19 protein-coding genes and 2 tRNA genes are annotated in these 21,374 nt (G+C 41.5%); 4 read left to right on the forward strand and 17 right to left on the reverse strand.

All coding sequences use genetic code 11. The features are described from left to right. Nucleotides 1–12 precede the first annotated feature (12 nt). The 13 genes from rpsO to rlmE form a co-directional block, all read right to left on the reverse strand. Nucleotides 13–282, reverse strand: coding sequence for a 30S ribosomal protein S15 (gene rpsO, locus BCU68_RS13290; RefSeq protein WP_102565229.1), 270 nt, complete (start codon nucleotides 280–282; stop codon nucleotides 13–15). A gap of 227 nt (nucleotides 283–509) precedes the next feature. After that, the gene (truB, locus tag BCU68_RS13295; protein ID WP_102565230.1) at nucleotides 510–1,463 is read right to left on the reverse strand and encodes a tRNA pseudouridine(55) synthase TruB; all 954 of its coding nucleotides are present in this window, start codon (nucleotides 1,461–1,463) and stop codon (nucleotides 510–512) included. Next, nucleotides 1,463–1,879 carry a 30S ribosome-binding factor RbfA gene (rbfA, locus tag BCU68_RS13300; protein WP_102565231.1) on the reverse strand — a complete coding sequence of 139 codons (417 nt, stop codon included), beginning with the start codon at nucleotides 1,877–1,879 and terminating at the stop codon, nucleotides 1,463–1,465. Before rbfA ends, truB begins: the two co-directional genes overlap by 1 nt. 96 nt (nucleotides 1,880–1,975) lie before the next feature. Next, on the reverse strand, nucleotides 1,976–4,684 hold the full coding sequence (infB, locus tag BCU68_RS13305) for a translation initiation factor IF-2 (RefSeq protein WP_102565232.1): 2,709 nt from the start codon (nucleotides 4,682–4,684) through the stop codon (nucleotides 1,976–1,978). Between the two features lie 25 nt (nucleotides 4,685–4,709). Beyond that, nucleotides 4,710–6,194 carry a transcription termination factor NusA gene (gene nusA / locus BCU68_RS13310; RefSeq protein WP_102565233.1) on the reverse strand — a complete coding sequence of 495 codons (1,485 nt, stop codon included), beginning with the start codon at nucleotides 6,192–6,194 and terminating at the stop codon, nucleotides 4,710–4,712. A 19-nt stretch (nucleotides 6,195–6,213) separates the two neighbouring features. After that, the gene (gene rimP, locus BCU68_RS13315) at nucleotides 6,214–6,669 is read right to left on the reverse strand and encodes a ribosome maturation factor RimP (RefSeq protein WP_102565234.1); all 456 of its coding nucleotides are present in this window, start codon (nucleotides 6,667–6,669) and stop codon (nucleotides 6,214–6,216) included. 270 nt (nucleotides 6,670–6,939) lie between these two features. Beyond that, a tRNA-Met gene (locus BCU68_RS13320) sits at nucleotides 6,940–7,016 on the reverse strand. A 55-nt stretch (nucleotides 7,017–7,071) separates the two neighbouring features. Then, a tRNA-Leu gene (locus BCU68_RS13325) sits at nucleotides 7,072–7,155 on the reverse strand. Between the two features lie 27 nt (nucleotides 7,156–7,182). Next, nucleotides 7,183–7,515 carry a preprotein translocase subunit SecG gene (gene secG, locus BCU68_RS13330; protein WP_102565235.1) on the reverse strand — a complete coding sequence of 111 codons (333 nt, stop codon included), beginning with the start codon at nucleotides 7,513–7,515 and terminating at the stop codon, nucleotides 7,183–7,185. 239 nt (nucleotides 7,516–7,754) lie between these two features. Then, nucleotides 7,755–9,092: a phosphoglucosamine mutase gene (glmM, locus tag BCU68_RS13335; protein WP_102565236.1), complete on the reverse strand. Its 1,338-nt coding sequence runs from the start codon at nucleotides 9,090–9,092 to the stop codon at nucleotides 7,755–7,757. A gap of 33 nt (nucleotides 9,093–9,125) precedes the next feature. Beyond that, nucleotides 9,126–9,956 (reverse strand): dihydropteroate synthase, encoded by an 831-nt coding sequence (folP, locus tag BCU68_RS13340; RefSeq protein ID WP_102565237.1) that lies wholly within the window; start codon nucleotides 9,954–9,956, stop codon nucleotides 9,126–9,128. Nucleotides 9,957–10,047: 91 nt separating this feature from the next. Then, a complete protein-coding gene (gene ftsH / locus BCU68_RS13345; RefSeq protein WP_102565238.1) occupies nucleotides 10,048–11,982 on the reverse strand; it encodes an ATP-dependent zinc metalloprotease FtsH in 1,935 nt (644 codons plus the stop codon). A 77-nt stretch (nucleotides 11,983–12,059) separates the two neighbouring features. Further along, complete coding sequence (gene rlmE / locus BCU68_RS13350) at nucleotides 12,060–12,689, reverse strand: 23S rRNA (uridine(2552)-2'-O)-methyltransferase RlmE (protein WP_102565239.1); 630 nt, start codon at nucleotides 12,687–12,689, stop codon at nucleotides 12,060–12,062. A 113-nt stretch (nucleotides 12,690–12,802) separates the two neighbouring features. Here rlmE and yhbY point away from each other — a divergent pair, with 113 nt between their 5' ends. After that, complete coding sequence (gene yhbY, locus BCU68_RS13355; protein ID WP_102565240.1) at nucleotides 12,803–13,099, forward strand: ribosome assembly RNA-binding protein YhbY; 297 nt, start codon at nucleotides 12,803–12,805, stop codon at nucleotides 13,097–13,099. A gap of 142 nt (nucleotides 13,100–13,241) precedes the next feature. Here yhbY and greA read toward each other — a convergent pair whose 3' ends face one another. Then, on the reverse strand, nucleotides 13,242–13,715 hold the full coding sequence (gene greA / locus BCU68_RS13360) for a transcription elongation factor GreA (RefSeq protein ID WP_102565241.1): 474 nt from the start codon (nucleotides 13,713–13,715) through the stop codon (nucleotides 13,242–13,244). Between the two features lie 536 nt (nucleotides 13,716–14,251). On the opposite strand from greA, the gene BCU68_RS13365 reads away from it, so the two are divergent. Both BCU68_RS13365 and dacB read left to right on the forward strand, forming a co-directional pair. After that, nucleotides 14,252–15,205, forward strand: coding sequence for a porin (locus BCU68_RS13365; RefSeq protein ID WP_102565242.1), 954 nt, complete (start codon nucleotides 14,252–14,254; stop codon nucleotides 15,203–15,205). Nucleotides 15,206–15,357: 152 nt separating this feature from the next. Then, a complete protein-coding gene (gene dacB / locus BCU68_RS13370) occupies nucleotides 15,358–16,779 on the forward strand; it encodes a serine-type D-Ala-D-Ala carboxypeptidase (RefSeq protein WP_198591739.1) in 1,422 nt (473 codons plus the stop codon). An 83-nt stretch (nucleotides 16,780–16,862) separates the two neighbouring features. Here the strand turns inward: dacB and BCU68_RS13375 are convergent, their stop codons facing one another. Then, the gene (locus BCU68_RS13375; protein WP_102565244.1) at nucleotides 16,863–17,711 is read right to left on the reverse strand and encodes a magnesium transporter; all 849 of its coding nucleotides are present in this window, start codon (nucleotides 17,709–17,711) and stop codon (nucleotides 16,863–16,865) included. A gap of 370 nt (nucleotides 17,712–18,081) precedes the next feature. Beyond that, nucleotides 18,082–19,269 (reverse strand): tyrosine--tRNA ligase, encoded by a 1,188-nt coding sequence (gene tyrS / locus BCU68_RS13380; protein WP_102565245.1) that lies wholly within the window; start codon nucleotides 19,267–19,269, stop codon nucleotides 18,082–18,084. Nucleotides 19,270–19,398: 129 nt separating this feature from the next. Here tyrS and BCU68_RS13385 point away from each other — a divergent pair, with 129 nt between their 5' ends. Beyond that, complete coding sequence (locus BCU68_RS13385; protein ID WP_102565246.1) at nucleotides 19,399–20,703, forward strand: peptidoglycan DD-metalloendopeptidase family protein; 1,305 nt, start codon at nucleotides 19,399–19,401, stop codon at nucleotides 20,701–20,703. 148 nt (nucleotides 20,704–20,851) lie between these two features. Here the strand turns inward: BCU68_RS13385 and erpA are convergent, their stop codons facing one another. After that, on the reverse strand, nucleotides 20,852–21,193 hold the full coding sequence (erpA, locus tag BCU68_RS13390; RefSeq protein WP_102565247.1) for an iron-sulfur cluster insertion protein ErpA: 342 nt from the start codon (nucleotides 21,191–21,193) through the stop codon (nucleotides 20,852–20,854). Between the last annotated feature and the right edge of the window lie 181 nt (nucleotides 21,194–21,374).

Raw genomic sequence — 21,374 nt, forward strand, 5'->3', positions numbered from 1 at the left:
AAGACATCGCTATTAGCGACGTAGACCTAGACGCTTGATTAGATCTTGGTAACGAGTCAGGTTTTTGCCTTTCAGGTAATCAAGAAGCTTACGACGGCTAGAAACCATGCGTAATAGACCGCGACGGCTGTGGTGGTCGTGGATGTGAGTCTTGAAGTGACCTTGAAGGTGGTTGATAGAAGCAGTAAGTAGTGCTACTTGTACTTCAGGTGAACCTGTATCGCCTTCAGATTGTGCGTATTCAGCAACGATTGCTGCTTTAGTTTCTGCATTCAGAGACATAAATCTCTCCTAAATAAGAGTAAGTTTAAATATGTAGCGCCAATCTCTGATTCAGCCGCTACGCGAAGCGCGAATTATAGATAAAGAACAAAAACGAAGCAACAGTTATTTTCATTACTCATAACGGTTCACTGTAATTGGTTCTAATTTATACTGATTAACTCGCGCTAACCTCAATAAAGACATCAATACCTCTCATTAACGATGCTGATAATGAGAAATAGGGATTACTCTTGAGGTTCTTCGTCTCTGAAGACAACTAAACGCTTAGGTGCAACTCGACCGTCATTATCAATTTCGGCAACCCCTAAGAATAGACGTTCTTCACCACCAGTCATACGTACGATACCTTCACTTGGCGCGCCCGCTATCTGAACTTGCATACCGTGTTGAACAAGATCCATCAGGTGTGCGTTCATATTCACTTCTGGCAAGTGTTCTACAGCCGTATCCATAGGTAGTAGCAATGGATCGAGTAACTCTTTAGGTGCAACACCTTGCTGCTGAGCCTGCTCTAACAGCTCGTTTAATTGCTCAAGTGTTACCATCTTTTCATACGGGTATTTTGCAACCCCAGTACGACGTAGATAAGTGACATGAGCACCACAGCCTAGCATCTCGCCTAAATCATCTGTAATAGTACGGATGTAAGTGCCTTTAGAGCAATGTACTTCCATCTCAACTTCATCACCTTCAAAACGAAGCAATTCAATTGAGTAAACGGTGATTTTGCGTGACTCTCGTGGTACTTCAATGCCTTCACGAGCATATTCATATAAAGGACGACCTTGATATTTCAATGCTGAAAACATTGATGGGATCTGATCGGTTTCACCTTTAAAGGTCGCGATGCATTTTTCAAGTTGCTCACGCGTAACGTTCACATCTCTTGTTTCTACAATATCGCCATCAGAATCAGATGTATCGGTACGTTCACCAAGCTTGGCTACTACGACATAGCGCTTATCTGAGTCTAATAAAAACTGTGAAAACTTAGTTGCTTCACCTAAACAAATAGGAAGCATACCTGTCGCAAGAGGATCTAAAGCACCTGTGTGCCCTGCTTTTTCAGCAAAATAGATACGCTTCACTTTCTGCAAAGCATCATTCGATGAAATGCCCGTTGGTTTATCTAATAGAATAACCCCATTAATAGGGCGTCCTTTACGACGGCGTGCCATTACTCTTCACCTTTTTGTTCAGTTGTATCTTCTTCACGACCAGATTCTTGCTGCTTACGCTTATCTTCGCTACGAACTTCACTTACTAAGTTCGACATGCGCATACCTTCAACTAAAGTATTGTCATAAGTAAAGCGAACTTCTGGTGTTAAACGGTGGCGGATACGCTTACCAAGAGCCATACGTACTGGTACTTCATGCTCTTTTAAAGCCGCTAGGCAAGACTCTGGCGTTTGCTCACCAATACATAGGAAAGTAACAAAAACCTTTGCGTAAGCAAGATCGCGTGAAACTTCTACATCAGAAATGGTAACCATACCAATGCGAGAATCACGAACTTCGCGCTGAAGGATCAGAGCAAGTTCTTTTTGTAATTGTTGCGACACACGCTGTGTGCGGCTAAATTCTTTTGACATTTCTTTTCTCACTATAGAAAGAATGGGGGGCTCAAAAGCCCCCCATGGTGTATTCAACAACCTCTATTGCTTAGTGCTAAGCAAATAGTTTGTCAATTAGTCAAGAGTACGTTTGATTTCAACGATTTCGAATACTTCGATTTGGTCACCAACGCGAACATCATTGTAGTTCTTAACGCCGATACCACATTCGTAGCCATTCTTAACTTCTTGTACATCATCTTTAAAGCGACGTAGTGATTCTAGCTCACCTTCGTAGATAACAACATTTTCACGTAGTACGCGAATTGGGTTGCTACGCTTGATAGTACCCTCAGTAACCATACAACCAGCGATAGCGCCAAGTTTAGGTGACTTAAATACGTCACGAACTTGTGCAAGACCAATGATTTCTTGACGGAACTCAGGAGCTAGCATGCCACCCATAGCTTGTTTAACTTCGTCAATCAGTTGGTAAATGATTGAGTAGTAACGAAGGTCTAGGTTTTCATTTTCAACAGTACGACGAGCTGATGCATCAGCACGAACGTTAAAGCCAAGAACGATAGCGTTTGAAGCTGCCGCTAGTGTTGCGTCTGTTTCAGTGATACCACCAACACCAGAACCAACAATGTTCACTTTAACTTCTTCTGTAGAAAGTTTACGTAGAGAATCTGCAATCGCTTCAACAGAACCTTGTACGTCGGCTTTAAGAACTACGTTTAGTTCTGCAACTTCACCAGCTTCCATGTTTGCGAACATGTTTTCTAGTTTAGCTTTTTGCTGACGAGCAAGTTTAACATCACGGAATTTACCTTGACGGTAGTTCGCAACTTCACGTGCTTTACGCTCATCACGTACAACAGTCGCTTCGTCACCAGATGCTGGTACACCAGATAGACCTAAGATCTCTACTGGGATAGATGGACCTGCTGAAAGTACATCTTTACCGTTCTCATCGCGCATTGCACGAACACGGCCATACTCTTGACCACAAAGAACGATATCGCCTTTGTTTAGAGTACCCGCTTGAACCAGTACAGTTGCAACTGGACCACGACCTTTATCAAGACGAGATTCAACAACAACACCTGATGCCATGCCTTCTTTTACCGCTGAAAGTTCTAAAACTTCAGATTGTAAAAGAATCGTTTCTAGTAGGCCTTCAATGTTTGTACCCTGCTTAGCAGAAATATGTACGAACATGTTCTCGCCGCCCCATTCCTCAGGAATAACGTCGTATTGAGCAAGCTCATTTTTAACGTTATCTGGGTTAGCGCCTTCTTTATCAATCTTGTTCACAGCAACAATTAGAGGTACACCTGCCGCTTTTGCGTGCTGGATAGCTTCAATTGTTTGTGGCATTACGCCATCGTCTGCAGCAACAACAAGTACAACGATATCTGTCGCTTGAGCACCACGAGCTCGCATTGCAGTAAATGCCGCGTGTCCTGGAGTATCAAGGAAAGTGATCATGCCGTTTTCAGTTTCAACGTGGTATGCACCAATGTGCTGAGTAATACCACCCGCTTCACCTGAAGCAACGTGTGCTTTACGGATGTAATCTAGTGTTGATGTTTTACCATGGTCAACGTGACCCATGATAGTTACAACAGGAGCACGTGGTTCTAGTGCTGCATTGTTGTCACGATCTGACAGTACTGCTTCTTCAAGTTCATTCTCTTTACGAAGAATTACTTTATGACCCATTTCTTCAGCAACAAGTGCTGCAGTTTCTTGGTCAATAACTTGGTTGATAGTCGCCATAGCGCCCATCTTCATCATTACTTTAATGACTTCAGTACCTTTCACTGACATTTTGCTTGCCAGTTCAGAGATAACAATCGTTTCGCCAATAACAACATCTTGTTTTGCAACTGATGCTGTTTTATCAAAACCGTGCTGCATTGAAGTTGGCTTAGCAACGTTGTTATCACGACGGTTACGACCACCACGTTGGTTACGACCACCGCGGTTGTTACCATTACGACCGTTGTTGTTACCATCAGTAGAAGCTGCTTTCTTTTTGCGACGACGTGGTGCTTTCTCTTCTTTTTGATCAGCTGCATCTTCAGCTTCACGAGCATAAGTCGATGTCGTTACATGGTAGTCAGCATTTTCTAGTGCTTTCTTCTTTTTCTCTTCTTCTGACCAGCGTTCGCCATTTTCTTCAGCTAACTTACGAGCTTCTTCAACTAGCTTTTGAGCTTCTTGCTCTGCTTTACGCTGTGCTTCTGCTTCCTGACGACGTTTTAGTTCATCAGCTTCTTTTTTTGCTTGTGCGTTTACATCTGAATTTTTTGCGTTCATGTCTTTTTTAGCCTTTTCAGCTTGTACGCGTTTTGCCTTCTCATCAGCTTCACGTTTTGCATCCGCTTCTCGTTTCGCTTGTTCTTCGGCTTCGCGTTGTGCTTTCTCTGCAGCTTCACGTTTCGCTAGCTCTTCAGCTTCGCGTTGTGCTTTCTCGTCGGCTTCACGTTTAGCTGCATCCTCAGCCTCACGTTTCGCTTCATCTTCAATAGCGCTGCGCTTCACGTAAGTACGTTTCTTACGTACTTCTACTTGAACATCTTTACTCTTACCACCACCAGCTGCAACGCTTAGCGTGCTGCGAGTTTTACGTTGTAGAGTCAAACGAGTCGGTTCAGTTTCACCAGAGGTGTCACCGTGTTCTTTCTTCAAATGAGTTAACAATTTCTGTTTTTCATCATCCGATACTTGATCCGAACCCGCCTTCTTCATTCCTGCATCAGCAAGTTGTTCTAATAAGCGGTCAACTGGCGTACCAATCTCTTCACTCAGTGCTTTCACTGTCAGTTCTGTCATGCCGCTCCCTCCCTGCTGAGCTTAATTACTCTTCGCTGAACCAACAGATGTTACGTGCAGCCATGATTAGCTCGCCAGCACGTTCTTCTGTTAATCCTTCAATTCCATCTAATTCATCAACACCTTGATCTGCAAGATCTTCCAGTGTAGCAACGCCTTTCGCTGCCAGTTTAAATGCCATTTCACGCTCTAGTCCTTCAAGAGCAAGTAGATCTTCTGCTGGTTCGATACCATCAAAAGTTTCTTCTTGTGCTAGGGCTAGTGTTGTTAGTGCATTTTTAGCACGGCCACGAAGTTCTTCGATAAGATCTTCATCAAGACCATCAACTTCTAGTAGCTCGTGTGCTGGAACGTAAGCAACTTCTTCTAAAGTAGAGAAGCCTTCTTCAACTAGAAGCTCTGCAAAATCTTGCTCGATATCTAGGTGTTTAACGAAGTTTTCAATTGAAGCTGCGGCTTCTTCTTGGTGCTTCTTCTGTAGGTCCGCAACTGTCATTACATTTAGTTCCCAACCCGTTAGTTGAGATGCTAGACGTACGTTCTGACCACTACGGCCGATTGCTTGAGCTAGGTTATCAGCTTCAACAGCAATATCCATAGAGTGAGAGTCTTCATCAACAATGATTGAAGCTACATCTGCAGGAGCCATCGCATTGATAACGAATTGCGCTGGGTTATCGTCCCAAAGAACGATATCAATACGCTCACCGCCAAGTTCGCTTGATACAGCTTGAACTCGAGCGCCACGCATACCAACACACGCACCAACTGGATCAATACGCTTATCGTTTGTCTTAACTGCAATTTTAGCACGAGAACCAGGATCACGAGCTGCGCCTTTTAACTCAATCAGCTCTTCACCGATTTCTGGCACTTCAACACGGAATAGTTCTGCTAGCATTTCAGGCTTTGAACGCGTGATAAATAACTGGAAGCCACGAGCTTCTGGTTTCACTGCGTATAGTAGACCACGAACACGGTCACCTGGACGGAAGTTTTCACGAGGAAGTTGATCATCACGTAAAACAACCGCTTCAGCATTGTTACCAAGATCAAGAATAATCGTATCACGGTTTACTTTTTTAACAACACCAGTAACTAGGTCACCTTCGTTATCAATGAACTGTTCAACGATCATTGCACGCTCAGCTTCACGTACTTTTTGTACGATAACTTGCTTAGCTGTTTGAGTCGTAATACGGTCAAAAGTTACCGACTCGATTTCATCTTCAATGAAACCACCGATTTCAATTGTTTCGTCATCGTACTGTGCTGCTTCAATTGAGATCTCTTTTGTTGGGAACTCAACTTCTTGTACAGCTTCCCAGCGACGGAAAGTTTCGAAATTACCGGTTTTACGATCGATTTCAACACGAACTTCAATTTCAAGTTCGTGCTTCTTTTTTGTCGCTGTTGCTAGCGCGATTTCAAGCGCTTCAAAAATACGCTCACGAGGGACTGCTTTTTCATTAGAAACAGCCTCTACTACCGCTAAAATTTCTTTGTTCATTAATCTAGCCTCTTAAGACTTAAAATTTAGGGATAAGGTTCGCTTTAGAAATGTTTGTTAGTGCAAATTCTTCATCTTGCCCTTCAACATTTACCACAACTGTTTCACCAGCAATCGATTGGATAACACCTTTCCATTTGCGGCGGTTAGCTACGGCCATTTTCAGAACAATGCTGACCTCGTGACCAATAAATTGTTGGTAATGTTCTGCCTTAAATAGTGGTCGCTCTAGACCTGGTGAAGACACTTCTAGGTTGTAAACCAATGTAATTGGATCTTCAACATCTAGTACTGCACCTACTTGGCGGCTTACTTCAGCACAATCTTCTACAAAAATGCCATTTTCATGATCAATGTAAATACGTAATGTTGAATGCTCACCAGCACGAATAAACTCTAATCCAACTAACTCATAACCTGCGGCAGCTACTGGAGCACCAAGCATTTCAGTAAGTTGTCTCTCTAAACCAGTCATATTAACCACTCCAGAAACAAAAAAAGGGCTCAAAGCCCAATTTAAATCCCAAGCAAATTACTATCTGTATATTTCGAACCTAACGTTTTGAAATATACAGATAACAAAAAACCCCGAAAGTCGGGGTTTTTTATTGCTGGACCCTGATAGTAAAAACATTCGATAATTAATAATTAAACTAAAAATTCAAACATTTAAACCTGCAATGAAGTAACTTCATTGCACAAACTTGTATCCATCAACTTCTTAATGATAGCAACATTAAGGAATTGGTTGCGGGAGCTGGATTTGAACCAACGACCTTCGGGTTATGAGCCCGACGAGCTACCAAACTGCTCCATCCCGCGTCCGACTTGTGAACATTATCGCTCAAGCAAGTGTGATTTACAAGTTTGTAAATAATGGTGCCGAGAGAGGGACTCGAACCCTCACACCATAGGCACTAGCACCTCATGCTAGCGTGTCTACCAATTTCACCATCTCGGCATCAAAATACTTTTCCGAAGAAAAGATTTATTGAGGAATTTCGTCGCTAGATTTAGCTGGAATTTCACTCACACCATCAGTTTGTTGGATAACTTGACCTTGAGAAGGGTCAATCCATTGTGACTCAGTTTTATGTGTAGACATATTACCAAGAACTAAACTAATGATAAAAAATACTGTTGCAAAAATTGCAGTCATTCGGGTTAGGAAATTCCCTGAGCCACCAGCACCAAACACAGTGTTTGAAGCACCAGCACCGAAAGAAGCTCCCATATCTGCGCCTTTACCTTGTTGAATTAACACTAGGCCAATTACACCAAGCGCCGCTAACAGGTAAATCACAAGTAGAATCTCAAACATTTTTCCACCTATGTTCTAGTTGTTGAGCCAGCGTGGTTTTTGCAGTACACATAAACAAGGCTAGCGTCCTCCTTTGTGGAGGCGGAGCAATACTAGCGAATGCCCGCTCTTCTGACAAGAGAAATATGCAAAAAACACAACACTAAGGACCCAAACGGTCAAAAAAAAACCAAAGCAACATAAAAAGTAGGTAAGGCGGTGAAATTAAATATAAAAATCACCGCACTAGCACCACTCTTTTAGCAACTTGCTTTGACTGCATCAGCAATTTTCATTGCTGAGCTATGAACAAGTTCAGCATCTTCGCCTTCGACCATAACACGCAGTAAAGGCTCTGTGCCTGACTTACGTAATAACACGCGCCCTTTGTCACTCAAAGCACCTTCCACTTCCAGAACCGCTTGCTTTACCGCTTCCGCTTCTAGTGGGTTAGAGTCACCACTAAAGCGAACATTTTCCAAGACTTGTGGATATAAAGTCATACCTTGAGACAGTTCATTCAGGCTCATGTCACTACCAACAATAGAAGCAAGTACCTGCAGCGCAGCAACAATTGCATCACCTGTCGTTACGTTATCAAGCAAGATGACATGACCTGAGTTTTCTGCACCAATTTTCCAATTTTTCTCTAGCAATGCTTCCATTACATAGCGGTCACCAACAGCAGCACGAACAAATGGAATACCTAAATTTTTAAGCCCATTTTCCATGCCAAGGTTGGTCATTAATGTACCAACAACACCGCCTTTCAGCTCACCACGACGTAAAGCATCACGCGCTATAATGTAAGCAATCTGGTCGCCATCAACCTTGTTACCTTTCTCATCAACCATGATGATACGATCGCCATCACCATCGAAAGCTAAACCGAGATCGGCTTTTTCAGCGATAACTCGTGCTTGTAGAGCGCGCACATCTGTCGCACCAACTTCATGGTTAATATTAATACCATTTGGCTCAGCGCCCATGGTAATTAACTCCGCACCAAGCTCTTGAAATACATTAGGTGCGATATGGTATGTTGCACCATGAGCACAATCGATAACGATTTTAAGCTTTGATAAATTGTATTTTGATGGGAAGGTACTCTTACAAAATTCAATATAACGACCCGCTGCATCATTCATACGTGAAGCCTTACCAAGCTCAGATGATTCTACACATTCGATATCTTTATCAAGTTCAGCTTCAATCGCTAACTCAATGTCATCTGATAACTTAGTACCCTCTGACGAGAAGAACTTTATACCGTTATCATAATAAGGGTTGTGCGAAGCAGAAATAACAATACCCGCTTCTGCTCGGAAAGTTTGCGTAAGATATGCAACTGCAGGTGTCGGCATAGGTCCAGTAAAAATGGCTTTTAAACCAGCAGCTGATAAACCTGCTTCTAATGCAGACTCCAGCATATAACCTGAAATACGTGTATCTTTACCGATAATTACTTTTTTTGTACCCTGCTTTGCTAGAACGCGACCTGCTGCCCAACCAAGCTTTAAAACGAAGTCAGGAGTAATTGGGTATTGACCAACTTTCCCACGCACACCATCAGTACCAAAATAACGTCTTTGAGACATAGTTTTCTTTCCTATTTTATTTCTTATATTTCTTCAGTAATTGTGCTGCATTGCCTGGATAACACTCATGGCTTGCAGAGTCTCTGCGACATCATGCACACGAATGATATGAGCGCCTTTTAAAGCCGCAATAGCTGCACAGGTAACACTTCCAACCATACATTCAGCTGGTTGCTGATCCAATAACTTAAATATCATTGACTTACGAGACATACCAACCAACAAAGGCAGCTCTAGTGTATGAAATGCCTCAAGATGCCCTAAAAGGTGGTAATTATGTTCTATTGTTTTGCCAAAGCCAAACCCTGGATCTAAAACTAATTGACTTTTATCGATACCAGCAGATTCACAAGCCGCCATTCTCTCAACTAAGAAGTCACGAACATCGGCTAATACGTCTTGATAGTTTGGCTTCTCTTGCATCGTACATGGCTTACCTTGCATATGCATTAAACAAACAGGAACTTTTGCTCGAGCAGCAACATCAAGCGCACCTGGCTCTTGCAGTGCACGAACATCATTAATCATATCAGCCCCTGCTTGAATCGCCTGCTCCATAACGACGGCTTTACTGGTGTCGATTGAGATCCAGACGTCAAACTGAGCGCGGATAGCTTGGATGATTGGAATAACCCTTGCTAGCTCTTCTTCTAACGAAACCTCAGGAGCGCCGGGGCGTGTGGACTCACCACCAATATCAATAATACTAACGCCAGCCTCTATCATTGCTTGGGCTTGAGAAAGCGCGGCATCAACTGAATTAAATTTACCACCATCTGAAAACGAATCAGGGGTAACATTGAGTACACCCATGATGTGAGGGCGGTCTAACGTTAATTGCTTATCCTTGGCTGTTAAAATCATACCTGTAACCTTGAGACAAATTTCTTAATTTCTATACGTAAAAAAACAAAAAACCCCGAGTTTCCCCAGGGTTTTTTATTGGCTTTAAGAATTACTCTTTATCAGAGTTTTCTTTTGGCTCTTCATCTGTTTTAGCTTCAACATCACTTGCCGCTGCAGGTTCTGCTTTCGCTTTTGATGCAGTATCCAGTTGCTCAGCCCAACCAGCTGGCTCACGGATATCATCTTTACGATCCATCAAGTCATTAATTTGACCTGCATCGATAGTTTCATATTTCACCAATGCATCTTTCATAGAATGCATGATATCCATATTCTCTTCTAGGATCTTTCTTGCTCTATCGTAGTTACGATCAATGATAGTACGAACTTCTTCATCGATTAACTTCGCTGTATCTGCTGAGATATGCTTAGTTTGTGTAACGCTGCGACCTAGGAAAACTTCACCTTCATCTTCAGCGTATAGAAGCGGCCCTAATTTCTCAGAGAAGCCCCACTGCGTAACCATTTTACGAGCAATATCGGTTGCACGTTCAATATCATTTGAAGCGCCCGTCGATACAAGATCTTTTCCGTAGATGATCTCTTCAGCAAGACGACCACCGTATAGGCTAGAGATCATAGACTCTAAGTGCTGACGGTTCATACTTACACGATCTTGCTCTGGTAAGTACATTGTCACACCTAAAGCTCGACCACGAGGAATAATCGATACCTTGTAAACTGGATCATGCTCAGGAACCAAACGCCCAACAATGGCATGTCCTGCTTCATGGTATGCCGTTGACTCTTTTGTTTCTTCTGAAAGAACCATAGAGCGACGTTCTGCACCCATCATGATTTTGTCTTTAGCCAGTTCAAACTCAACCATAGATACATTACGTTTGTCACCACGAGCAGCAAACAGTGCAGCTTCGTTAACTAAGTTAGCTAAGTCAGCACCAGAGAAGCCTGGTGTACCACGAGCAATCAGTGACGGTTCTACATCACCTGCAATTGGAACTTTACGCATGTGTACTTTCAGAATTTGCTCACGACCGCGAACATCTGGTAGACCAACAACAACTTGACGGTCAAAACGACCTGGACGAAGTAGTGCTGGATCAAGTACATCAGGACGGTTGGTTGCAGCAATAACGATAACCGCTTCATTACCTTCAAAACCATCCATTTCAACAAGCATTTGGTTTAGTGTTTGCTCACGCTCATCGTGACCACCACCAACACCAGCGCCACGTTGACGACCTACTGCATCAATCTCATCGATAAAGATGATACAAGGCGCTGCTTTCTTTGCTTGCTCAAACATGTCACGCACACGAGATGCACCAACACCAACGAACATTTCTACAAAGTCAGAACCAGAAATCGTAAAGAACGGAACTTTAGCTTCACCAGCTATCGCTTTAGCAAGTAGCGTTTTACCCGTACCAGGAGGACCAACCATCAAAACACCCGTTGGGATTTTACCACCGAGCTTCTGGAATCGGCTTGGATCACGTAAGTAATCAACTAGCTCCTTCACATCTTCTTTTGCTTCGTCACAACCAGCAACATCAGCAAACGTTGTTTTGATTTGTTCTTCACTCATCATACGAGCTTTACTCTTACCAAACGACATAGCACCTTTGCCACCGCCGCCTTGCATTTGACGCATGAAGAATATCCATACACCAATAAGTAAGATCATCGGGAACCATGAGATAAAGATTGAGCCTAGTAGGCTTTGTTCTTCTGGCGCAGTTCCTTTTACTTGCACGTTTTGGTTAATAAGGTCATCAAGCAGTTTACTGTCGTAAACCGGCATATAGGTAACAAATTTACCACCACCGCCACGACGGACAAATGTGATTTCATTGTTATTAAATTGCGCTTCTTGAATCTGGCCTTGGCCAACTTCCTGTACGAATGTGGTGTAATCGACTGCTTTGCCGTTGCTATCACCAGGGCCAAAGCTCTGGAAAACAGACATAAGTACGACAGCAATAACGAGCCACAGAATTAAATTTTTTGCCATGTCACTCAAGGTGTAAGCCTCGCGATAACTAATTGTAATTAAAGGTAGGGTACTACAGTTTGTCGGCTGTAGCTACTAGTGTAAACTTAATGTTTGTAGCCTGTCGCTACAATATAAACTTCTCGAGAGCGAGCTCTTGATGAGTCTGGTTTTCTAATCTTAACAACTTTGAATAGATCACGTACATCTTTCACGTATTGATCAAACCCTTCGCCTTGGAAGACTTTCACTACAAAGCTACCATCCTTAGCTAGAACTTGTCGACACATATCCAATGCTAGTTCAACAAGATACATTGCTCTAGGTTGATCGACAGATAAATTTCCTGCCATGTTTGGAGCCATGTCCGACATCACCACATCAACCATGTCTGGTTGGATACGATTCAGCAATGCATCAAGAACACTTTCTTCTCTGAAATCGCCTTGTAGGAAGGCAACGCCAGCAATAGAGTCCATTGGTAAAATATCACAAGCGATAACTTGACCGTTATCACCAACAATTTCCGTTGCGTATTGTGACCAACCACCAGGAGCAGCGCCTAAATCGACAACTGTCATGCCTGGTTTTAATAATTTATCTTTGTTCTGAATCTCTTCAATTTTGAAAATAGCACGTGAACGATAGCCTCTTTTTTTGGCTTCATTTACATATTTATCATCAAGATGCTCTTTCAGCCAACGGCCTGAACTCGCGGAGTGTTTCGGTTTACTCATAGGATTCCTAACTCAATGGATAACATCAATACTGAATAAATTATAGTCTTCAGGAATAGATGGCGCTAAAATAGGTTTTTTCAACCCTTATAATAAAGAAAATTGGCCGCGTAATGAACCTAAGTACAAAACAAAAGCAGCATCTAAAGGGCCTAGCTCACAGTTTAAAACCTGTTGTGCTAATGGGCGCAAATGGACTTACTGAAGCTGTTCTAGCGGAAATCATCATTGCTCTTGATCATCATGAACTGATTAAAATTAAGATCGCTTCTGAAGACCGCGAAACTAAACAATTGATTATCGAAGCAATTGTTCGTGAAACTGGTGCTGAAAAAGTACAAACTATTGGTAAAACTTTAGTACTTTTCCGTCAGTCTGAACAGCGTAAAATCGAAATTCCACGTAAGTAATTATCGATTTATTGACTCAATGTTATAGCCCGATAAAAACGTATCTAGTTACATTTTATCTGGTTAACTTTGAATAGAAAAGGCCGCATTTTTGCGGCCTTTTTTGTTGAAGATGCTTATCTTCTCATATCAAAACTAGAACTTAAATGTAGTCTACTTTATCAATTTCAAACTCTTTATCACCGCCTGGAGTGCTGATAATAACTTCATCACCTTCCATTTTACCCACTAAACCACGAGCAATTGGCGAGCTAACAGAGATTCGACCTTCTTTAATATTAGCTTCATCTTCTGCAACGATTTGGTATTTCACTTCTTCATCAGTATCAATATCAATAAGTGTTACTGTGGTACCAAAAATCACTTTGCCTGTATTTTCCATCTGGCTAACATCAATAATATGCGCTACAGATAGTTTGTATTCGATATCACGAATTTGTGCTTCACAGATACCCTGCTCTTCACGTGCAGCATGGTACTCAGCATTTTCTTTTAAGTCGCCTAATTCGCGAGCTTCACCAATTGCAGCTGAGATAATTGGGCGTAGCTTTAATAAGCGATCTAATTCTTCACGTAGCAAACCTTCGCCACGTACTGTCATTGGAACTTTTTCCATTTTAAACCTCGATGCCAATATTTTCTTTTGGCAATAATAATCCCCAACCTAAGTTAGGATGTGAATAAGTAATTTCGTATAGCTCTAGTCTAAACAAACTTATCCGCTAAATCACCATAATTCATATTTATAGGATCGATATATAAATCACCACCGGAACAATCAGTGATCGCGATCACTGATTTAGCTTTTCAACTTGATGGCATTTTAATCTCTTTAATAAAAACTTATAAAACACACCGTTATTTATAAAAATATCAATTCGTAAAATATCTTTATCTATCATGATTTTGATATTTTAAAACGGTCAATAAAACAGTGTTCGAAAATCGTTTTATATGATTTTACTAACGAGTAAGGAACTTTCTCAGTGACAATATTTTCACTGTAAAACGTGACCTTGAGCTCTTTATTACTGGTCTCCTGTAAAGCAAGTGATAAATATTATACCGATCTCAAACTTACGTTTAAGAGTATCCATCATGAGAAAATCTCATGTTTAAAAATTTATGGACAATAAATTAGGACTGATCAAAATGAAAAAAACAGTAATTGCTCTAACTGTAGCAGCGGCGGCTTTAACAACAGGTGCGAATGCAGCTGAAGTTTACAATAAAGATGGCAACACACTAAGCATCGGTGGTCGTGCTGAATTCCGTGGCGACTTTGGTGGTACTGAAAGTGGTGATAAAATTGACGGCACAATGGATAACAAAAGCCGCTTTCGTCTAAACGTGGGTGGTACAACACAAATCACTGACAATCTATCAGGTATTGGTTTCTACGAAGCAGAGCAAACTGTAAAATCATCGGGTGATAATGATGCTGAATCAAGCTTCAATCAACGTTACCTATTTGCTGGTTTACAAGGTGATTTCGGTGCTGTAACTTTTGGTCGTCAAGACACTGCAGCTGTACAAGTCTCTCAAATGTCGGACACGACGACTTACACAGGTGCACAAAAAGGCTTTATCGCAGCAAGTAATGAACAAATCAACAATACGATTGCTTACTCTGGTGAGTTCCTTAACGCTTTAACCGTTAAAGCGAGCTACATTGCTGGTAGTGAAAAAGATACTGATGGCTATGGTATTTCTGCTATCTACCGTCTACCTATGGGTCTAGGCTTTGGTCTTGGTTACTCTGCAGGTGAAAACGATGATAACGCAACGATTGTTGGTGTTAATTACGATGTTGACGCATTCTTCCTAGGTGCGACTTACACCGGTGGTGACATCGATAAAAATAATGACTTTAAAGGTGTAGAATTATCAGGTAAGTACTATGTAAACAATGAGTTTACAGTAATGGCCGCTTATCAGAAAAATAAAGCTGAAGAATCTGCATCACCAACTGAACGCACTGAGTTTGTAGAAATTGCAGCAGACTACGCTTTCAACAGCACTCTTAATTCTTACGTTGCTTACCGCCTAGACAATGAAAGCGGTCATGATAACTCACTACGTTTAGGTCTAATGTACGCATTCTAATCCTAATTTAAAGTAGTGATAAAAAAGAGTATCAAGTTGATGCTCTTTTTTTTTATCTCGAAATTTAATTTCACAATGTTTATTGAGAGTTGCTATGCTAAGTTTTTAACTGGTCACTTGCTAACACTATGTCTATGAAGTTTTTTTCTTTATTGTTGTCATTATCTCTCATCATGATGCCTTCTTTGTTGCTATCAAATAGCGTACAAGCTAATGACACTCTACCCTCAAACATCAAGCAGCACCTTCCTACTGGCAGCCGTAACAGTATCTTACTGCAACCTGTTAATGCTTCAGATCTTCAAGTAACTGAAAGTAATAGACAACTTTTTCCGCCAGCAAGCACATTAAAACTGGTCACGGCACTGGCTGCAAAGCTTGCTCTTGAGGATAGTTTTCACTATTCAACCCAGTTAAAAAAACAGGGCTCAGATATCATTATCCACTTTAGTGGCGATCCTACGTTAAGTCGTAATGACCTAAAAAAACTGCTCTCCCAATTAGCCAAAACGAACAATAACACCATCAAAGGGGATTTATGGCTCGATAATCGTGCTTTTAGTGGCTACGAACGCGCACCAGGCTGGCCTTGGGATATATTAGGTGTTTGCTATAGTGCGCCATCAAGTGCGATTACATTGGAGCACAACTGCGTTCAAGGCTCCTTATACAGTAACAACAATGGCACGACTCGTGTCCACGTCCCTAAACACCAACCGATAGAAGTGACCAGTAAAGTAACAGCGGTAAGCAGGAAGCAGCAGCAAGATAAAATGTGTGATTTAGACTTATCAGCGGGAGCAGATAATCATTACCATCTTTCTGGTTGCATGATAAAACGAGAAAAACCTCTACCGTTAAAGTTTGCTGTCCAAGATACTGCGCAATATACATCACAAGTCATTACTGCTCTTTTGCAAGAGTTGAATATTCGCTTAACCGGTAGTATTAAGGTTGGTGCACCCAACAATAAAGCCAAAATAAATACACTTGCCCAGCATCACTCTGACTCATTACACACTCTTTTGATCAAAATGCTCCAACAATCTGACAATCTCATTGCTGATAACCTCACAAAAACACTGGGAGCACATTACTTCAATCAACCGGGAAGCTTTACCAATGGTAGTGCAGCGATCAAAGCGATTTTATTAGAGCAGGCTCAGATTGATTTATCGCAAGCACAAATCGTTGATGGCTCTGGGTTATCACGTAGTAATCGTATGAGTAGCCACCAGATGGCACAAGTTCTACGTTATATATGGCAGCACGATAAGCAATTAAATCTAGTGAGTGCGATGCCCACTGCTGGTATCAATGGCACTTTACGTTATCGACCAAGTATGCGAAAGGCGCCAATAAAAGGGCAAATTATGGCTAAGAGTGGATCATTATATGGCAGCTATAATATGGCAGGATTTGGGCTAGATGAGAAAGGACAACCTTCGACGCTATTTGTGCAATTTGTTAGTGACTACTTCCCGTCCAATAGCACAAGCAATACATCCAATATTGCCCCTATCACTTCGTTTGAAATCGATTTTTATCAAGCGATTATCAAGCAGAGTAAGTAAGATTTGTTAGTCATTAGCAATGTGCCTGCATTGTTGCATTCACATTGCTAATATCCTCATTACTATCCGTTTTATTGCTCTATCTAGCTTAAGCCTAAGAAGTGATTAACCACGGTAAAGTAGATCCACATACCCGATATATCGACAATAGAGGCGAGCACAGGGCTAACGAGTACAGCAGGGTCAAATCGACAAGCTCGCGCTAAAATAGGCAAAACACCACCTAACGTCGTCGATATCATCACCTGTATGAACAGTGCCGTCGCAATTGAAAAAGCAATAATGTTGATATCGAAGCCACCTGTCGAGGTGTTATCACTAAAAAAGAGAATACGCCCAACCATCACTAATGCGATAGATAAAGCCAAGCCAACCGCAATGCGGGCCTCTTTCCATAGTACCAATAACCACTGACGCTTTTTAAGCTCTCCAGTCGCTAACGCCCGTATTACCAATGTGGCAGCTTGCGTACCAGTATTACCACCAGCAGCGGCAATGACGGGCATATAGATCGCCAATAAAACCAACTGACTCAATGTATCTTCATATTGAGCAATAATCAGCCCCGAAACGATACCTAATAGTGCTAGTAATACAATCCAGCCAACACGCTGCTTAAAGTGTTCAAATACGCTGGTTGATAAGTAGCTCAACCCTGTTTCCGCTTCTGATCGAATAAAGCCTAACTGGTGAGCAAAATGGCGCGCTCTTTTGTCAAACCCTTGCAATTCTAACTGTGAAAGCAAAGTGTGCACGTAACCGACCCGGCAATAATTCAAAACCCCAACAGCCTCTTCAATAGGCATGACGGTGAGTAAATGTATTTGATGTTCAAGTTCGTATTGTAAAAAAGCATTGGTGGCTGCCACAATTTCTGCATCAGAAAATGTTGTCGCACCGTGTGTTATTGTTGCAGTGTTCATTACCGTCATGGCGAATCTCCCGATTGGCAAAGGTAACGACCATCATAAAACCACCACTCTATTCTTAATGAATACAGCGATTATTTTATCTAAATAAGAAATGTGAGGAGATAATAAGGGGAAGTGTAAAAATAAAACATCCCTACCAACTAAAGGTAGGAAATTATGCCAATACCAATAGTCGACTATATCGCTCTATTTACCTGATTTACCCAGCAACTGGGAGGATGGTCGGTATTGTTCATAAAAAAGCTCCAAAAAACTGCCAAAATGTGCAGCGCACGTATAGTAGCAAACTCTCAATTTAATTGCGTCAATTTTTCCATAAAAAAAAGGCATCTTTCGACACCTTTTTATTCATCATAAGAATGCACTATTGTTATTTAATAGTGATACGAGCAAATTTACGCTTACCAACTTGATAAACAGCAGTACCTGCCGCTGGAATCAACTTGCTATCTTCAATCTTCTCGCCTTCAATTTTTGCTGCGCCTTGTTTGATCATACGCATAGCATCAGATGTTGAGTTAACTAGACCCGCTTCTTTTAGTAAGTTTGCAATCGCAATACCCGCTTCAAATTCAAACTCAGGCATTTCTTCTGGCATCGCACCTTTTTGGAAACGATTAATAAACTCTTGCTCTGCTGCATCAGCGTCTGCTTGAGTGTGGAAGCGTGCAATGATCTCTTTAGCTAATAAGATCTTAACATCACGAGGGTTTTTACCCGCTTCAATATCAGCTTTGAACTGAGCAATTTCAGCTAAAGGACGGAAAGAAAGCAACTCGTAGTAGCTCCACATCAATACATCAGAGATAGACATGATTTTACCAAACATTTCGCTTGGAGCTTCACTTACACCAATGTAGTTATGTGCTGATTTTGACATTTTCTTTTCGCCATCAAGGCCAACAAGAAGAGGCATCATCAATACACACTGTGGTTTTTGACCGTGTGCTTTTTGCAGTTCACGACCCATAAGTAGGTTAAACTTCTGGTCAGTACCACCAAGCTCTACGTCTGTTTCCATTGCAACTGAATCATAGCCTTGCAGTAAAGGGTACATGAATTCATGAATCGCAATTGGCTGATTACCCGCATAACGCTTTTTAAAGTCATCACGCTCAAGCATACGAGCAACAGTTTGGTTTGAAGCCAGACGGATCATACCAGCAGCGCCTAATTGATCTAACCACTCTGAGTTAAATTGAATTTTCGTTTTTGCTGGATCTAAAATTTTGAAAACCTGCTGCTTGTACGTTTCTGCATTCGCTAGCACGTCTTCTTTTGTTAGAGGTGGACGCGTCGTGTTTTTGCCTGACGGATCACCAACCATACCGGTAAAATCACCGATTAGGAATGTTACTTCATGACCAAGATCTTGGAATTGACGTAACTTATTAAGAATAACAGTATGACCAAGGTGGATATCAGGAGCGGTTGGATCGGCACCTAATTTAATACGTAAAGGTCGATTTTCTTTTAATTTAGCAATAAGTTCATCTTCTGGAATTAATTCTTCCACGCCACGTTTGATCTCAGCTAGTGCTGCTTCAATGCTCGCCATTCTTGTTCACTCCCACAGATTTGGCAAAAATATAATAATTTCCCATCTTACTTGAATAGCGATGTGTTTTGAAACCAGTTAGACTGTTCCGCACTTTATTTTCATCATTTTTATAGAACGAATCTGCACATGCTGTCTATTTTTACCCGTCTTCCCAGGATTCATCGCATTCTCATCGCTTTTTTTAGTGCGGTTATTTTCGTTGCTGTGTTTTTATTGCCCAATGAACATGGTACGCAACGTGATGAAAAACACTTTATTGTTGGTCAGCACTACCCAATATCGATCGACGCAGAAAGACTCATACCACAAAACCAAAGCTCTGAGCTATCCAGTGTAGTAATGAAATGGGAAAAGCACACCGTTCGCCCTGGGGAAAGTAGCGCAATACTCTTTAACCGCATTGGCTTATCTGCTCGAACTTTACATGATTTGCTCAACACCAACGATGACATAAAAAAACAACTATCCAACTTGCGCCCGAAAGATGAGTTTACTTTTGGCTTTGATGAGCAGAATAACTTTGTTCAACTTCAACGAAATTTAAGCACCAACGAAACCTTCATAATTACTCGTACTGATGATGGCTTCCACTCTGAAATTGAAACAAAAGAGATTGAATACCAATACAACTACGCTGAAGAAAGCATCACGTCTAACTTTTGGAATGCAGGTATATCAGCAGGGCTAACTGCTAATCAAATTATGGAACTCGCGGGTATTTTTGGCTGGGATATTGATTTTGCTTTAGATATTCGTAAAAACGACAGCTTTAAAATTTTATATCAAGAACAGGTCGTTGAAGGTGAAGTGGTTGGTCGAGGTAAAATTATTGCTGCTATATTCAAAAATCAAAATGATGAATTTACAGCTATTTTAGATAAGAACTCTAACAGCTATTATGATCAAAATGGTCGAGCAATGAAGAAAGCCTTCCTGCGCTCTCCGATTGATTTTCGCCGTGTAACCTCAAACTTCAACCCCAACCGACGCCATCCTGTGACAGGTCGTGTTACGGCACACCGAGGCACCGATTATGCCGCGCCTGTTGGAACGCCTATTTGGGCGGCGGGTGATGGTATTGTTGATAAATCAGGATACAACCAATTTAATGGTAACTATGTCTTTATTCGCCATAGTAATACGTATATTACTAAATACTTACACATGCAGCGCAGAATGGTTAAAACTGGAGAGCGGGTCAAGCAGGGGCAAACAATCGGAACATTAGGTGGGACCGGACGGGTTACAGGCCCTCACTTACACTATGAATTCTTAGTCAATGGCCAGCATAAAAACCCACGTACTGTGACATTACCGCAGTCAAAGTCGTTAACTGGTCAAGCAAAAGCAACTTTTATTGCTAATTCGGAAAATTACTTAAATCAATTAGAGCGCTATGGAAAGTTACTGACTGCTAATCCCTCTAAATAGTAATCAAAGTAAGCACATATAAATAGCATAAAAAATCGCCTCGAAGACAGCTCTTAATGAGTTTGTCTTGGGCGATTTTTTTCAACCGATTAGAGATAATAGCCTAATGGTCTCGCTTGCTATTGAGCCTTAAGCTAGCCCAATAACTTTATACGCTAAATGAAGCACCGCAGCCGCAAGTCGTTGTTGCATTTGGGTTATCTACAAAAAAGCGTGCGCCTTCAAGACCTTCAGTATAATCCACAACACCACCGATTAAGTATTGTAGACTCATTGGATCAACCACCAATGTTACGCCACTGTTCTCAATGGTCATATCGCCATCATTAACACTTTCATCAAAAGTAAAACCGTATTGGAAACCACTACAACCGCCACCAGTAATGTATACGCGTAACTTTAATGCTGGGTTTTCTTCTTCAGCAATCAATGTCTTAACACGGGTTGCTGCTGCGTCTGAAAAAGATAAAGGGATATTGACTTCGCTCACGATGGGCCTCTCTCGTGTAAAATTACAACGATATAGCTATTTAGGCTATGTCGATCATGCTTTCGATTATATTACTCATGATTATCTAATACCTGAGTGATACGTTCAAGTATTCACCTACACTATTACCTATTTAGGGTAAGGATCTGGCTGAATTTAGCTGACTTGTTTCCCATTTAAG

The sequence above is a fragment of the Vibrio sp. 10N.286.49.B3 genome, from assembly GCF_002873395.1.
Taxonomy (GTDB): Bacteria; Pseudomonadota; Gammaproteobacteria; order Enterobacterales; family Vibrionaceae; genus Vibrio.